This window comes from Saccharothrix obliqua (assembly GCF_019375475.1).
GTDB classification, from domain to species: Bacteria; Actinomycetota; Actinomycetes; order Mycobacteriales; family Pseudonocardiaceae; genus Actinosynnema; species Actinosynnema obliqua.
This window is the reverse complement of record NZ_JAHXGQ010000013.1, coordinates 93,810-108,624: the sequence shown is the minus strand read 5'-3', so window position 1 is coordinate 108,624 and position 14,815 is coordinate 93,810. Positions and strand designations below refer to the sequence as shown.

The following is a 14,815-nucleotide window of genomic DNA, read 5'->3' as shown; positions in this document are numbered from 1 at the left end:
GTGACGCAAAGATGAACGTCGAACGACGTGCCGTGTTGTCGATGGCGTCGCATTACGCCTCAAATGGGATCGGTCACACCTGATCGGGGGTCACCACAGCCCCCGAGCACGGGCGAGACGGCCCACGGACAACGCGACGCGGAGCACGAGGGCGTCCCGGGGGTCGTTGGCGTTGCGCCCGGTGAGGTCGGTCGCCCGCCGCAGCCGGTAGCGGACCGTGTTGGGGTGCACGAACAACTTGCGCGCGCACGCCTCCAGCACACCGCCCACCTCCAGGTAGGCGTCCACGGTCTCCAACAACGCGCCGCCCGCGTCCTCCAGCGGCCGGGCGATCCGGTCGACCAGCTGCCACTCCGCCTCCGGGTCGCCCGCCAGGGCCCGTTCCGGCAGCAGGTCCAGGGAGCGGACGGGGCGCGGCGCGGCGGGCCAGCCCACCACCGCGCGCAGCCCGGAGAGGGCGTCGCTGGCGCTGCGGTGGGCGTCGGCCAGGCTCGACACGGAGGGCCCGGCGACCACGGCGCCCGCCCCGAACGCGTCCGCGAGCCGGGCCAGCGCGTCACCGCCCTCGGTCTCCCCGCCGAGCACCACCACCAGCCGCGACCCCTGGACGCTCAGCAGCACCGGGCGCGACATCCGGGCGGCCCGGCTGCGCACCTCGAACACCACGGCGGGCGGGTCGTCCGAGGGCGGGTTGCCCACCAGCACGGTGGCCTCGGCCGCCGGGTCCCAGCCGAGCGCGGTGGCGCGGGAGAGCAGGGACTCCTCGGCGTCGCCGCGCACGATGCCGTCGACGACGAGCGCTTCGAGCCGGGCGTCCCACGCGCCGCGGGCCTCGGCGGCGGCGGCGTAGGAGGTGGCGGCGGAGAACGCGATCTCCCGGCCGTACCGGAGGACGCCCTCGGTCAGCAGGGCGCGCTCGGCCTCGTCGGCGGCCAGCCGCGGCAGCAGGTGCTCGAACAGTTCGAGCGCGATCCGCACCAGCTCCACGGTCTGCCGGAGGCTGACCCAGCGCGAGATGTCCTTGGGCGCGGACCGGAACGCCTCGGCCGTGAGCCGAACCGCCTGCTGCGGATCGTGCAACCAGGAAACAAACCCCGCGACACCGCTCTGGATGAGCAACAACACCCCGGCCCGCTGCGCGGCGGGCATCCGCCGGAACCAGGGCAGGCGCTCCTCCATCTCGGCAACGCTGGCGGTGGCCAGCTCCCCGGAGGCCCGCTGCAACATCCGCAACGTCTCCGGCGAAAGCGCCGCTCCCTCCACAGACCCGCTCATGCCCCCACGATCGCACGCCCCTCCGACCTCCGAGCCGAATGGGGAGTTGAGGTGCGGAGCAGGGGTGGGGAGTGGGGGAGTGAAACAGGAGGGGAGTGGGGAGGGGAGGTGTGGGCTGCCGAGGTGCGCGGCGGCCGAGCCAGGTCTGGTTGGGTCGATATGCTCCCGATCGGTTAATACCCGACCGGGGACATATTCGCGCTACCAGGTCCATCCCTTAGATGGGGCACCCAATCGGGTGTTCGGTCGGGTTCCCCAACCCAGGGTGTCACCCCGTCGTGTTCTCCCCGTATGGCCTGCGCGCCAGCGAACCGCGCTCGTTCCCAGGGTGCAAACACGCTTTTCGTTTGCGCCCTGGGAACGAGGGTGGTTGTCTTGACCAGGCCATACGGGGAGAACACGACGGCGCTTTCACATGTTCTCCTTGGCGGTCTGCCAAGCGGCGAGCGTTGTTTTTCGCTTAACCACCCACCCGCCTGGTCGAGTGACATCATCCGACGCTACCCACGCAACCGCCCTACCTTCGGATGGCATCCGCCACCACCCCTGGGAGGTTGCCCGTGCGAAGGTGTGCTTCACCGCATCCAGCGGCACTGCTGTCCGCCACCGCGCTCGTCATGGCCGCTCTTCTCCCGGCCTCTTCAGCAACCGCGCAGACCCCAACACCCACAACACCCGCACCCACACCCACGACACCCGCACCCACCACAACCGCACCCCGAACACCACCGGACCTCACGCCTTACACCACCCAGCACCCCACCTGGACCCCGTGTGAGAACAACCTGGAATGCGCGGACATCACCGTCCCGCTGAACTACCAGAATCCCGGGACCGACCACATCTCCGTCCGCATCAGCCGGCTCAAGGCGTCGGACCCGACCCGCCGCCGGGGCGTTCTGATGCTCAACCCGGGCGGGCCGGGTGGGGCCGGTCTCACGCTCCCCGCCTTCTTCGCGCGATCGGCCCCGGCGGCCGTCTACGACCTGATCGGGTTCGACCCGCGAGGCGTGGGCGCGTCAACGGCGTTGAACTGCCGCAAGGCACCCGTGTTCACCATCACCGACTCACGGCCCGCGGACGCCGACTTCCCGAAGTGGGCGGCCGAGGCGCGGGCGGCGGAGGACGCGTGCCGGCGTTCGGGCGGCGGCATCCGGGCGCACATCAACACGGCGAACACGGCCCGCGACATGGAGGTCATCCGCATCGTCCTGGGTGAGCAGAAGATCAACTTCCTGGGCTACTCGTACGGCACCTACCTCGGGGCGGTCTACGGGAGCCTCTTCCCGGACCGCCTGGACCGCAGCGTCCTGGACTCCTCCGTGCACCCGGACTGGGTGTGGCGCGAGCAGGTGAAGGGCCAAGCCGTGGCGACCCGGCGGAACGTGGACGCCTGGTCCGAGTGGGTCGCGGCCCGGGACCCGAAGTTCCACCTGGGCAAGACCGCCGCCGAGGTGATCGCGAGCGTGGAGCGGGTCGCGGCGCGGCTGGTGGCGCAGCCGATCGGCGGGCACACCCGGACCGCCTTCGACGCCGCGGTGGGCACGGGTGCGCGCTTCCGCCCGCTGTGGGGCGAGATCGCGACCGCCGTCCGCCGGCTCGACACCGCCGCGCCGGCCACCGCGCTCCACCTCCTCGCGGACGTCCAGCAGACCGAGCTGGTGCCGGGTGTCTTCAACACCGTCGTCTGCGAGGCCGACTGGCCCACCGACCTGGAGACCTACTACGAGGACATGCGGGTCTTCCGGGAGCGCTACCCGTACGGCTTCGGGGTGGCCCGCGCCGCGCCGGCGACGTGCACGTTCCGCAGCTTCACGCCGCCCGAGCCGCCGGTCCAGCTACGGCGCGAGGGGTACCCGATCGGGGTGGTCGTGCAGGCCGAGGGCGACACGCAGACGCAGTACGAGAGCGGTCCCGCCATGGCGGCCCGGCTCGGGCACAGCCTGATCACCGTGGTGGACGAGGGCAAGCACGGCCTCTACGGCAGCGGCAACCGCTGCGTGACCACCGCCGTGGACCGCTACCTGGTGGACGGGGTGCTGCCGGACAGCCACTCCACCTGCCCCGGCGACCCGCGGCCGAGCGATGACGCGCCGGCCAACGCCCAATCCTTTGTGGACAGCTTGCGGGTCGGCCCCCTCCACTGACCCCCGGCAACGGAAACGCCCGGCACGCCTTGAGCGCGCCGGGCGTTTCCCTCTCCCCGGTCCCCACCGGTGGCTCCACTCTGGACTGTCCACGGCGGACGCGCCACGCCAGTCACCCTTTCGTGGGGTCGCTTCACCAGGGGCGGTGCACTCGGGGGTCGGCGGCGCGGTGGGGCGCGGCGGGGTGGGGCGCGGCGGCGCGGTGGCGCGGTGGATTGGGGACGGCGCGGTGGGGCGCGGCGGCAAGGCGGGGTTGGCGGAGGTCGGCGGCGCGGCGAGGGGCTGACGGGACGGCGTGATGGGCGGTGCGGTGGAGCGGTGGGGTGAGGGCCTGGAGGGGGCCAGCGCGAAGCCGCTCGGCGCGGCGACACGACCGGAGCCACCCGCGCGGCCACCCACCGCGAACCCGTGCCCCGCGCCCCGGCTCGCCCACGCACCCCCTACCACCGAACCCGCACCTCAGAGCACCGCCTTCCACCTCCCGGGAAAGAGCAACCAACACGCCTGTGGCACCCGTTACGTTGGGAATCGGGAGCGCCCCGGCGGTGTTCCCCGGCGTAGAGACGGATGGGAGACCGCGATGCGCGTCCTGGTGGACAACGGATTCACGGTGTTCGGCCAATTCGTGTCCTACGCCGAGTTCATCGGCCAGGTGTTCGCGCTGGTGGTGGTCTACCTGGCGCAGCGGCGGACGCTGTGGACGTGGCCCGTGCAGCTCCTCTCCGTCAGCCTGCTCTTCGTCGTCTACCTGTCGGCGCACCTGGGCGGCACGGCGGCGCGGCAGGTGGTGATCGCCCTGATCACCATCTACGGCTGGTGGGCGTGGACACGTCGGCGGGACCCGGTGTTCGGGGTCGTGGTCCGCAAGGGCACGGTCCGCGAGCGCATCGCGGTGGGGGTCGTGTTCGTGCTCGGCACGTCGGGGTTCGCGCTGGTCCTGGACGCGCTGGACGCGTCGTGGGCGCCGTGGCCGGACGCGGCGATCTTCGTCGGCACGGTGCTGGCGTTCGCGCTCCAGGGGCTGGGCCTGGTCGAGTTCTGGCTGGTCTGGCTGGTGGTGGACGCGATCGGCGTACCGCTCCAGATCCACTCGCAGCTGTACTTCAGCGCCCTCGTCTACTCGGTGTTCGCGTTCCTGGTGATCCGCGGCTGGATCGACTGGAACCGCGAGGCCAAGCGGGCGGCGCTCGCGGCGGCCTGAGCGCTCGCGGCCCGGGTCACCTCCCGCTGAACGCCCGCTTCACGTCCACGGCGAGCCGTCTCAGCTCGGACTCGATCGACTGGGGTTTGCCCAGCGCGCTGTGCACGGCGGCCTGCACGAGCCGCGTCACCTCGTCGTAGTGGGCGGTCGCCGGCCGGTTGCGGGCCGCCTCCAACGCCGCTCGCAGGACCGTCAGGTGGGGGAGGCGGGCGTTCAACGCCGGGTCGTCGTAGAGCGCGCGCAACGTCGGCGGGTAACCGCCCTGCTCCAGCAGCGCGCGCTCGACGTCGTCGGTGGTCAGGTGGTGGATGAACGCCCACGCGGTCGCCTGGTGCGCCGAGCACCGCGACACGGCGAGGTTCCACCCGCCCAGCGCGGCGTGCCCCGGCAGCGCCGCCATCCCGAACGACCCGCTCAACGGCGACGCGGCGAGCTGCTCCCGCGCGTACGGCCAGTTGCGCATGAACAACGCGCGCCCGGCGGAGAACTCGGCCAGCGCTTCGGACTCGGTGTGGTTCAGCGCGTCCTGCGGTATCCAGCCGTCCCGCAACCCGCGGGCCAGCATCTCGACGCCCGCCCTGGCCGCCGGCGAGTCGAGGGCGGTGGCGTCGCCGCCGTGCGCCCAGACCGCCTCCAGCGCGTTGACGGTCAGCCCCTCGTACCGGCCGAGCTGCCCGACGTACCCGTGCAGCCGGTGCCGGGGCGCGATGTCGCGCGCCATCCGCTCCAGCTCCGGCCACGACGTCGGGGGCCCGACGCCCTCGGCGGCGAGCACGTCGGACCGGTAGTAGAGCACCCCCACGTCGGCACGCCACGGCACCGCCCACAGCCGCCGGTCGACGGTGGCGGACTCCAGGGACGCGGGCAGGAAGCGGTCGACGTCGAACTGCTCGCGGGGCAGCGGTGCGAGGCGGCCCGCCTCGGCGAACTCGGCGGTCCACACCGCGTCCAGCGCCACCACGTCGTAGCACCGGGACCGCACGTCGCCACGCGCGCCGGCGAGGTCCTGCGCGCGGGCCACGAGCTGCGCCCGGTACGCGTCGGTGGGCGTCGGCAGCGACACGTAGGTGACCTGCTCGTGCCTCCGGGCGTGGGCGTTCCACTCCTCGACCCGCTGCTTGATCCGCCGGTTGGCGGACAGGTCCTGCGCGTCGACGAACGTGATCCGGCCGGTCGCGCCGCGCGCGGGTTCCACGTGCGCGCCGAACGCGGCGCTGAGCACCGCGGCGACCGCGCACACCGCGAATCCCACCGGCACCGCCAACGCCAGTCGTTTAGCCATGCGTTCCCCACAATCCTTCGCACACCGCGAAACCCACCGGTTCAGCCATGCGCTCCCACGACCCCTCGCACACCGCGAAATCCACCGGTTCAGCCATGCGCTCCCCACAACCCCTCGGCCACCCGGTCCACGGCCCGGTCCACGTCCGGTTCGGTGTAGCAGCCGCCCCGGTACGACGCCTGGAACGCGCCGAGCTGGTCGGCCGCCGTGCACGGGCGGTCGGTGAACCCGACGCCGAGCACGGTGACCTGCGCGGCCGACACGGCGGGCTGCGTCGTGGCGGCGGGCGGCGTGCCGCCGACGACCACGACGACCGTGTGGTCGGCCCCGTGCTCGCCGACCGCGCGCTCCACGACGCGCGGCAGGTCGGCGGGCGCGTAGGTCATCCGCCGCACGTCGCCGTGCTCGCCGACCAGCGCGGTGAGCCGGTCGGCGAACACGGCCGCCCGGTCCGTCCCGTCGACGGCGACCACGACCCGGGTGAGCGCGCGCGCCGCCTCCCACGCCGCGCGCACACCGGCCGCGTCGACGGTGAGGGCCAGCTCGGGCGGCGGCTTGGGGCGGATGTCGTCGTGCGGCGCGACCACCCACCCGCGGTCCCGGAACCCGGCCTGCCGCAGCACGGCCTGCGCGGGCCCGTCCACCAGGAACGCGTGGAACGCGCCCGCGACCGCCTCCCGCCGCGCGTTCGGCCGGTCGGTCCGCCGCACCTCGACGAACGGGTGGTCCAGGTCGAGCGTCCCGCCCGCCGGGTACAGGGGCTTGAGGCACGTCAGGTCACGCACGGCCTTCTCCGACCCGAGAACGGCGACCCCGGCCGCCGGGCACGGGTCGACGGGGTCGCGCGCGGTGCGCAACGCGGCCTCCCGCAGCCGCCGCACCACGTCGGGCCCGCCCAGCGTGGGCCCGCCGAGGGCGGTGACGCCCAGCGCGGCGTGCGCCAACGCCGCCGCCGCCGCGAGGCCCGCGCCGCTGTCGGCCGCGTCGACCGGCCCCAGCGGGCGGAAGGCGGCCAGGTCGTGCCACTGGAACACCCGTTCCCGCGCCCGGTCGGGCGTGACGCCGAGCACCAGCGGCGAGTGCGCGACGGGGCCGCGGTCGACCAGCACCACGTCGTCGCGCCCGCCCGCCGCCAGCACCTGCCGGGTCTCCGCCACCTCCCACGACGTGTCGGGCAGCCACACGTGCGGCTCCGGGCTGAGCGCCGCCACGTCGCCGTCCGGCCAGCCGCGGCCGAGCGCCGCCACCGAGCGCTCGGACGGCCCGACCGCCACGTGCACGTCGGCCTGCTTGCAGCCGCCGGCGTCCTCGAACGACCGCGACGCGTCCTCGAAGTCGACCGCCAGCGCGCCGACCACGTCCGCCTTCTCCGCCGACGTCAACACGTTGAGCTGCACCGGGTCCGGGCACGGCGGCGTGGGCACGGGCGTGGCGAGCAGCGCGTCGCACGACACCGGCGCCGCCAGCAGCACCACCAGCGCGGGCAGGCTCCACCGCAGGCGCCGCAGGACGGGCCGGGCGAACCAGGACCGCTTCGGCGCCGCCACGGCGGGCGGGTGGTCGGGCCGGGTGATCCACGCGGTGTCGCGCACCTCCTTCACCGCGACGTCCACCCGCCGGTACGACAGCGGGTCGCAGGCGGGGTCGTTGTCGATCACGTCCCGGTAGAACCGGTCGGACACGATCAGCGCCAGCTCGCCGGGCCGCCTGCGCAGCTCGTCGCGCAGGGCGGCGCAGTCCAGCAGCCGGAACGCGAGCACCAGCCCGTCGCCCATGACGCCGTTGCCGTCGTTGAGGACCTCGCCCGAGGTGATCGCGGCACGCAGCCGGATCGCGCCGCCCGGCGGCAGCACCGCGTTCTGCCTGCGCAGCTCGCCGACCAGGACGTGCGGCAGCGCGCTCACCACGCGTGCGTTCGGCACGGTGGCGGGCACCAGCACGAACAGCCCGTCGCCGCGATCCTCGTGGTAGGTGCCGTCCCACTCGTCGTCCCACCGGATGCCGCACTCGGTGAACGCCGACTCCAGCGCCCGGTACAGGCCGTTGCGCACGGCCTGCTGCACGTTGCGGTCGAGCGCGCCGAAGCCCGAGACGTCCACCGCCAACATCGTCCGGTGGACCGCGGGCCGCGGCGTCCCCATTGCCCCCCTCGTCGGAGTCTTCCGCACCATTCTATGGCCCGTGTCACACCGAAGCCGGCCGTCCGGCCCGCCTACCGCCCCGGATCACCTCTCCGGTCCCCTTACCCGCGCTTGCCGCCGCACGGCCGCCACGCGGCTCTGAGGGGCCTCTACGGCCCCGTCCCGTCACCCTGCGGAGCCATGGGCCGATCGTAAGAGCGTCCCCGGCCGGCGAAGTCCGCAAAAAGCGAACGGGACCCCACTCGATCGAGTGGAGTCCCGTTCCCGATGTCACCCGTCAGGCGAGCCCGGCGTCCGTGGTGGACGGCCCGGCCGCGCTCACGTCGTCGATGCGGTACTTCCGCGCCGCCTGCACGACCAGCGACTGCTGGATCTCGCCGCGCTTGGCCAGCGCCGCCAGCGTGGCGACCACGACGGACTCGGCGTCCACCAGGAAGTGCCGCCGCGCCGCCGGCCGGGTGTCGGAGAAGCCGAAGCCGTCCGTGCCCAGCGTCGTCATGTCGGTCGGCACGTACGGGCGGATCAGGTCCGGCACGGCCGTCATCCAGTCGGACACCGCGACCACGGGGCCCGCCACGTCGGACAGCACCTGCGTGACGTACGGGACGCGCGGCTCCTGGTCGGGGTGCAGCAGGTTGTGGCGGTCCACCTCGACCGCCTCGCGCCGCAGCTCGGAGTAGGACGTCGCGGACCAGATGTCGGCCTGCACACCCCAGTCCTCGGCCAGCAGCTCCTGCGCCTTGAGCGCCCACGGCATCGCCACGCCGGACGCCAGCACCTGCGCGCGCGGACCCGTGCCGGACGCCTCGCGGTAGCGGTACAGGCCCTTGAGCAGGCCCTCGACGTCCAGGCCCGCCGGCTCGGCCGGCTGCTGGTAGGGCTCGTTGTAGACGGTGATGTAGTAGAAGACGTTCTCGGCGTTCTCGCCGTACATCCGCCGCAGGCCGTCCCGCACGATGTGCGCGACCTCGAACGACCACGCCGGGTCGTAGGCGATCACGGCCGGGTTGGTGTGCGCCAGCAGCAGCGAGTGCCCGTCGGCGTGCTGGAGGCCCTCGCCGGTGAGCGTGGTGCGGCCCGCCGTCGCGCCCAGCACGAAGCCGCGCGCCATCTGGTCCGCCGCCGCCCACAGGCCGTCGCCGGTCCGCTGGAACCCGAACATCGAGTAGAAGATGTAGATCGGGATCATCGGCTCGCCGTGCGTGGCGTAGGACGTGCCCGCCGCCGTGAACGACGCCGTCGAACCGGCCTCGTTGATGCCCTCGTGCAGGATCTGGCCCTGCTCGGACTCCTTGTACGCCAGCATGAGCTGCGCGTCCACGGACGTGTAGAGCTGGCCGTTCGGGTTGTAGATCTTCTGCGCCGGGAACATCGAGTCCATGCCGAACGTGCGTGCCTCGTCCGGGATGATCGGCACGATCCGGCCGCCGATCTCGGGGTCCTTGGCCAGGTCGCGGACCAGCCGGACGAACGCCATCGTCGTGGCGACCTCCTGCTTGCCCGAGCCGCGGCGGACCGCCTCGTAGACCTTGTCGCCCGGCAGCACCAGCGCCTTGGACTTGGTGCGGCGCTCCGGCACGTACCCGCCGAGCTGGCGGCGGCGCTCCTGGAGGTACTGGATCTCCGGCGCGTCCTGGCCGGGGTGGTAGTACGGCGGCAGGTACGGGTCGAGGTCCGCGTCCGCGATCGGGATGCGCAGGCTGTCCCGGAAGAGCTTCAGGTCCTCCAGGGTCATCTTCTTCATCTGGTGCGTGGCGTTGCGCCCGGCGAAGTGCGGGCCCAGGCCGTAGCCCTTGATGGTCTTGGCGAGGATGACCGTCGGCTGGCCCTGGTGCTCCGTGGCCGCCTTGTAGGCCGCGTAGACCTTGCGGTAGTCGTGACCGCCGCGCTTGAGGTTCCACACCTCGTCGTCGGTCATCGGCGCGACCAGCTCCTTCGTGCGCGGGTCGCGCCCGAAGAAGTGCTCCTTGACGTACGCGCCGTCATTGGCCTTGTACGTCTGGTAGTCGCCGTCCGGCGTCTGGTTCATCAGGTTGATCAGTGCGCCGTCGCGGTCGGCGTGCAGCAGGGCGTCCCACTCGCGGCCCCAGATGACCTTGATGACGTTCCAGCCCGCGCCGCGGAAGAACGACTCCAGCTCCTGGATGATCTTGCCGTTGCCGCGTACCGGGCCGTCGAGCCGCTGGAGGTTGCAGTTGACCACGAAGGTCAGGTTGTCGAGCTGCTCGTTGGCGGCGATCTGGAGCAGGCCGCGCGACTCGGGCTCGTCCATCTCGCCGTCGCCGAGGAAGGCCCACACGTGCTGCTGCGAGGTGTCCTTGATGCCGCGGTCGTGCAGGTAGCGGTTGAACCGCGCCTGGTAGATCGCGTTCATCGGGCCGAGGCCCATGGACACGGTGGGGAACTCCCAGAAGTCCGGCATCAGCCGGGGGTGCGGGTACGACGGCAGGCCGCCGCCGGGGCCCGCGTGGGAGAACTCCTGGCGGAAGCCGTCCAGCTGCTCGGTGGTCAGCCGGCCCTCCAGGAACGCCCGCGCGTACACGCCGGGGGAGGCGTGGCCCTGGATGTAGACGTGGTCACCGCCGCCGGGGTGGTCCTTGCCCCGGAAGAAGTGGTTGAAGCCCACCTCGTAGAGGCTCGCGGACGAGGCGTAGGTGGAGATGTGGCCGCCGACGCCCACCCCGGGCCGCTGGGCGCGGTGCACGGTGATCGCCGCGTTCCACCGGATCCAGGCGCGGTAGCGGCGCTCCACCTCCTCGTCGCCGGGGAACCACGGCTCCCGCTCGGTGGGGATGGTGTTGACGTAGTCCGTGCTGGTCAGCGCGGGTACCGAGATGTTGCTCTCCCGGGCCCGCTCCAGCAGGCGCAGCATCAGGTACCGGGCGCGCAACTGGCCGCCGCCCTTGAGCGCGGCGTCGAAGGACTCCAGCCACTCCGCGGTCTCCTCCGGGTCGATGTCCGGGAGGTGGGCTGCGAGGCCGTCACGGATGACATGCACCCGCTCGGGAGTGTTCTGGGGGCTCAAGGGATCTCCTCGTTCCGGGGTTCGCTGACTCCCATCGTCACCCGGCCGGCCCGATCCCCGCACCGCTACCGGTGAGTAGTTCTGGATCGTGTCCCTCGCGCGCGCGAATAGGAGGTATGTAGAGCGTGCCTCATGCGGTCGGCGGAGCGCATCCCGGGGTACCCGATGCGGCGTGTCTCCCCGCTTACGGTTGCGCTTAGCAGGTCCGACAGTGTTCGCTAACCGCGACTGGTAGTGACAACGCGCGGCAGTCGAACCCGGCTGCCGCTCTTGTGTACTTGGAGGAGTGGAAGCCGTGGTCGCCGCGGAAGACGCCGGCAAGATCGGTGTCGCCGACAGGCTCGGGATCGAACCGGGCAGCGTGGTCCAGGAGATCGGCTGGGACGAGGACGTCGACGACGACCTCCGCGCCGCGATCGAAGAGCGCATCGGTAGCGATCTGCTCGACGAGGACGCCGACGAGGTCGTGGACGTGGTGCTGCTGTGGTGGCGCGAGGAGGACGGCGACCTGGTCGACGCTTTGGTGGACGTCACCACCCCGCTGGCCGACGAGGGCGTGATCTGGGTCCTGACGCCGAAGACGGGCCGGGACGGCCACGTGGAGCCCAGCGACATCGCGGAGGCCGTGTCCACCGCGGGGTTGGCCCAGACCTCCAACATCAACGCCGGCGGTGACTGGACGGCCACCCGGCTGGTGTCGCCGAAGTCGGCCAAGTCCAAGCGCTGACGCCGGCCCGCTAGGCTCGACGGCGGGCTCCACGCACGTGGGGCCCGTCTTCTCGGGCTGGCGAGCGGAAGGGCGAGGCATGGCGGTCGAGGTCGGTACGGAGGCTCCGGACTTCACGCTCAACGACTACAACAAGCAGCCGGTGGCGCTGTCGTCGTTCCGCGGTGAGCGCAACGTGCTGCTGGTGTTCTACCCGTTCGCGTTCAGCGGGATCTGCACCGGCGAGCTGTGCCAGGTGCGGGACGAGCTGGCGGCGTACGAGGACGAGAACGTCCAGGTGATCGGGGTGTCCGTGGACACGCCGTTCAGCCTGAAGGCGTGGGCCGAGCAGCAGGGCTACCAGTTCCCGCTGCTCTCGGACTTCTGGCCGCACGGCGCGGTGGCCGAGCGGTACGGCGTGTTCAACGAGGCCGCGGGCCTCGCGAACCGCGGCACGTTCCTGATCGACACCGCCGGTGTCGTGAAGTACGCCGAGGTGAACGGGCCGGGCGAGCCGCGCGACCAGGACGCGTGGAAGAAGGCCGTGGCCGCGTTGAAGTCCTGATAGCGTTTTCGGCGCCGCACCCGCCCGGGTCGGCGCCCCCGGGGCGTGTAGCTCAGCGGAAGAGCACTCGGTTTACACCCGAGCGGTCGCAGGTTCGAATCCTGTCGCGCCCACTGTGGTCTTTTTCACAGTTTTACCCGGAAAATGATCGAAATGGCCCCGGCTGACCTCCCGGGGCGATTCCCATTCGGTCTGATCAATCATTCGGGGAACCCCGATCAGGGCATTGCGCGACCGTCTGCCCGTCGGGACGCTTGGACCCATGCGCAACCCGGAGCTACGTGTGCGGCTCCCCGCCGACCTGCCGAGCGAGAGCTACGAGGGCATCTGCCTGGCCGTGTCCAGCCTGCTGGAACTGTGGGGCGTGCCCGACGTGTGCCTGCGGTTGACCAACTTCGAACCGGCCGCCCGCGCGCCGGGCCGACCGGGCGTCCACCGCGGTTGATTCCCGCCTGCATTCCGCCACGCATTCCCGTGCGGTTTTTCGCGTCCCGGGCACCCGGGTCGGGTGCCCGGGACGCGCAACGCGCTAGCGGGACAGCAGCGACGTGATCTCCTGCGCCGCGCCGCCCGCGGTCAGCAGGTGGTGCAGGTGGTCGGGCAGCACGTCGCCGCGCTTCTGGACGGCCTGCGCGTACAGGCGGCCCGCCCGGTAGGAGGAGCGCACCAGCGGACCCGCCATGACGCCGGAGAAGCCGATCGACTCGGCGGTCTCCTTGTGCGTCACGAACTCCTCCGGCTTCACCCAGCGCTCGACCGGGTGGTGCCGGGGCGAGGGCCGCAGGTACTGCGTGATGGTGATGATCTCGCAGCCCGCGGCGTGCAGGTCGCGCAGCGCCGTCGTGACCTCGTCCGGGGTCTCGCCCATGCCGAGGATCAGGTTCGACTTGGTGACCAGGCCGGCCTCGCGGGCGCGGGTGATCACCTCCAGCGACCGCTCGTAGCGGAACGCCGGGCGGATGCGCTTGAAGATCCGCGGCACGGTCTCCACGTTGTGCGCGAGCACCTCGGGCCGGGACGCGAACACCTCGGCCAGCTGCTCCGGGACCGCGTTGAAGTCGGGGATCAGCAGCTCGACGCCCGTGCCCGGGTTCATGGCGTGGATCTGGCGGACGGTCTCCGCGTACAGCCACGCGCCGCCGTCGGCGAGGTCGTCCCGCGCGACACCGGTGACGGTGGAGTAGCGCAGGCCCATCGCCTGGACGGACTCGGCGACCCGCCGCGGTTCATCGCGGTCCAGGTCGGCGGGCTTGCCCGTGTCGATCTGGCAGAAGTCGCAGCGCCGGGTGCACTGCTCGCCACCGATCAGGAAGGTGGCCTCCCGGTCCTCCCAGCACTCGTAGATGTTGGGACATCCGGCCTCTTCGCACACCGTGTGCAGGCCCTCGCGTTTGACCAGGCCCTTCAGCTCCCGGTACTCGGGACCCATCTTCGCCTTGGTCTTGATCCACGAGGGCTTCTTCTCGATGGGCGTTTGACTGTTGCGGACTTCCAGTCGCAGCAGCTTCCGACCCTCAGGTACGACGGTCACGTCCCAACCCTACGTCACGAGGGGTCGGGCGCGACGCCCGTCAGCTCGGCCGTCAGGGCCCACAGCCGGGCCGCCGCCCGCTCGTCCCGCGCGGCGGGCGCGGAGGTCGCCGGCGCGGGGTGCCCGGCCAGGCCCCGGAACCCGTCCGGGCCGTAGTAGCCGCCGCCCTCGACCTCCGCCGCGGTCGCCGCGTAGAGCTGCGGCAACGCGCCCCGGGCCACGCCCTGGGAGAACACGTCGGTGATCTTCGCGCCGATCGCCAGCAGGGGGTTGCGCTGCTCGCGGGCCATGGTCGCGCTCAGCTCGGTGGAGGTGAGACCGGGGTGCGCCGCGACGGACGTCACGTCCAGGCCCGCGGCGCGGCACCGCCGGTCCAGCTCACCGGCGAACAGCAGGTTCGCCAGCTTGGACTGGCTGTACGCGCCCCACGCCGAGTACCGCCGCGCCTCGAAGTTCGGGTCCGCGAAGTCGATCGCGCCCGACCGGTGCGCGAGGCTGGACACGGTCACCACGCGCGCGCCGGGCGTGGTCCGCAGCAGCGGCATCAGCTGCCACGTCAACGCGGCGTGCCCCAGGTGGTTGGTGCCGAACTGGCGCTCGAAGCCGTCGGCGGTGCGCCCCGGCGGCACCGCCATCACCCCGGCGTTGTTCACCAGCACGTCGAGCCGGTCGACGCGGTCGCGGACCTCCGCCACGGCGTCGGCCACCGACTTGAGGTCGGCCAGGTCCAGCGGGACGAGGTCGGCCGCGCCCGCCGTGCGCACGCGGTCCAGCGCGGCACGCCCGCGCTCGGGGGAGCGGCAGGCGAGCAGCACGCGCGCGCCCCTGGCGGCCAGGACCTCGGCGGTGCGCAGGCCCAGCCCGGAGTTCGCGCCGGTCACCAGTGCGGTGCGGCCGGTCTGGTCGGGGATGTCGCGCTCGGTCCACTTCATGGTCACCACT

Annotated in this window: 11 protein-coding genes and 1 tRNA gene; 6 read left to right on the top strand and 6 right to left on the bottom strand. The window is 72.3% G+C overall.

The window, feature by feature from the left end:
- Positions 1–90: 90 nt before the first annotated feature.
- The gene (locus tag KZQ38_RS31430) at positions 91–1,275 is read right to left on the bottom strand and encodes a PucR family transcriptional regulator (RefSeq protein ID WP_219447338.1); all 1,185 of its coding nucleotides are present in this window, start codon (positions 1,273–1,275) and stop codon (positions 91–93) included.
- A gap of 902 nt (positions 1,276–2,177) precedes the next feature.
- Here KZQ38_RS31430 and KZQ38_RS31425 point away from each other — a divergent pair.
- Positions 2,178–3,422 (top strand): alpha/beta fold hydrolase, encoded by a 1,245-nt coding sequence (locus tag KZQ38_RS31425; RefSeq protein WP_257902641.1) that lies wholly within the window; start codon positions 2,178–2,180, stop codon positions 3,420–3,422.
- 580 nt (positions 3,423–4,002) lie between these two features.
- Positions 4,003–4,623, top strand: coding sequence for a nicotinamide riboside transporter PnuC (gene pnuC / locus KZQ38_RS31420; protein ID WP_219447335.1), 621 nt, complete (start codon positions 4,003–4,005; stop codon positions 4,621–4,623).
- Between the two features lie 16 nt (positions 4,624–4,639).
- On the opposite strand, the gene KZQ38_RS31415 is transcribed toward pnuC, so the two are convergent.
- The 3 genes from KZQ38_RS31415 to aceE form a co-directional block, all read right to left on the bottom strand.
- Positions 4,640–5,905 carry an ABC transporter substrate-binding protein gene (locus KZQ38_RS31415; protein ID WP_219447333.1) on the bottom strand — a complete coding sequence of 422 codons (1,266 nt, stop codon included), beginning with the start codon at positions 5,903–5,905 and terminating at the stop codon, positions 4,640–4,642.
- Positions 5,906–5,994: 89 nt separating this feature from the next.
- Positions 5,995–8,004 (bottom strand): substrate-binding domain-containing protein, encoded by a 2,010-nt coding sequence (locus KZQ38_RS31410; protein WP_219447331.1) that lies wholly within the window; start codon positions 8,002–8,004, stop codon positions 5,995–5,997.
- A 319-nt stretch (positions 8,005–8,323) separates the two neighbouring features.
- Positions 8,324–11,071, bottom strand: coding sequence for a pyruvate dehydrogenase (acetyl-transferring), homodimeric type (aceE, locus tag KZQ38_RS31405; RefSeq protein ID WP_219447329.1), 2,748 nt, complete (start codon positions 11,069–11,071; stop codon positions 8,324–8,326).
- Positions 11,072–11,366: 295 nt separating this feature from the next.
- On the opposite strand from aceE, the gene KZQ38_RS31400 reads away from it, so the two are divergent.
- The 4 genes from KZQ38_RS31400 (at position 11,367) to KZQ38_RS31385 (ending at position 12,787) form a co-directional block, all read left to right on the top strand.
- Positions 11,367–11,798: a DUF3052 domain-containing protein gene (locus KZQ38_RS31400; protein ID WP_219447327.1), complete on the top strand. Its 432-nt coding sequence runs from the start codon at positions 11,367–11,369 to the stop codon at positions 11,796–11,798.
- A gap of 79 nt (positions 11,799–11,877) precedes the next feature.
- On the top strand, positions 11,878–12,342 hold the full coding sequence (locus KZQ38_RS31395; RefSeq protein ID WP_219447325.1) for a peroxiredoxin: 465 nt from the start codon (positions 11,878–11,880) through the stop codon (positions 12,340–12,342).
- Between the two features lie 41 nt (positions 12,343–12,383).
- Positions 12,384–12,455: transfer RNA gene (locus KZQ38_RS31390), tRNA-Val, on the top strand.
- Between the two features lie 149 nt (positions 12,456–12,604).
- The gene (locus tag KZQ38_RS31385) at positions 12,605–12,787 is read left to right on the top strand and encodes a hypothetical protein (protein WP_219447323.1); all 183 of its coding nucleotides are present in this window, start codon (positions 12,605–12,607) and stop codon (positions 12,785–12,787) included.
- An 84-nt stretch (positions 12,788–12,871) separates the two neighbouring features.
- On the opposite strand, the gene lipA is transcribed toward KZQ38_RS31385, so the two are convergent.
- Both lipA and KZQ38_RS31375 read right to left on the bottom strand, forming a co-directional pair.
- On the bottom strand, positions 12,872–13,873 hold the full coding sequence (gene lipA / locus KZQ38_RS31380) for a lipoyl synthase (RefSeq protein WP_219447321.1): 1,002 nt from the start codon (positions 13,871–13,873) through the stop codon (positions 12,872–12,874).
- A 14-nt stretch (positions 13,874–13,887) separates the two neighbouring features.
- Positions 13,888–14,805, bottom strand: a complete 918-nt coding sequence (locus tag KZQ38_RS31375; RefSeq protein ID WP_219447319.1) for an oxidoreductase — start codon at positions 14,803–14,805, stop codon at positions 13,888–13,890.
- Positions 14,806–14,815 lie beyond the last annotated feature (10 nt).

Excerpts from the sequence above, each read along its gene's own strand:
- KZQ38_RS31430 (WP_219447338.1), bottom strand. The coding sequence starts at position 1,275 with ATGAGCGGGTCTGTGGAGGGAGCGGCGCTTTCGCCGGAGACGTTGCGG.
- KZQ38_RS31425 (WP_257902641.1), top strand. The coding sequence starts at position 2,178 with ATGCTCAACCCGGGCGGGCCGGGTGGGGCCGGTCTCACGCTCCCCGCC.
- pnuC (WP_219447335.1), top strand. The coding sequence starts at position 4,003 with ATGCGCGTCCTGGTGGACAACGGATTCACGGTGTTCGGCCAATTCGTG.
- KZQ38_RS31415 (WP_219447333.1), bottom strand. The coding sequence starts at position 5,905 with ATGGCTAAACGACTGGCGTTGGCGGTGCCGGTGGGATTCGCGGTGTGC.
- KZQ38_RS31395 (WP_219447325.1), top strand. The coding sequence starts at position 11,878 with ATGGCGGTCGAGGTCGGTACGGAGGCTCCGGACTTCACGCTCAACGAC.
- KZQ38_RS31385 (WP_219447323.1), top strand. The coding sequence starts at position 12,605 with ATGCGCAACCCGGAGCTACGTGTGCGGCTCCCCGCCGACCTGCCGAGC.
- KZQ38_RS31375 (WP_219447319.1), bottom strand. The coding sequence starts at position 14,805 with ATGAAGTGGACCGAGCGCGACATCCCCGACCAGACCGGCCGCACCGCA.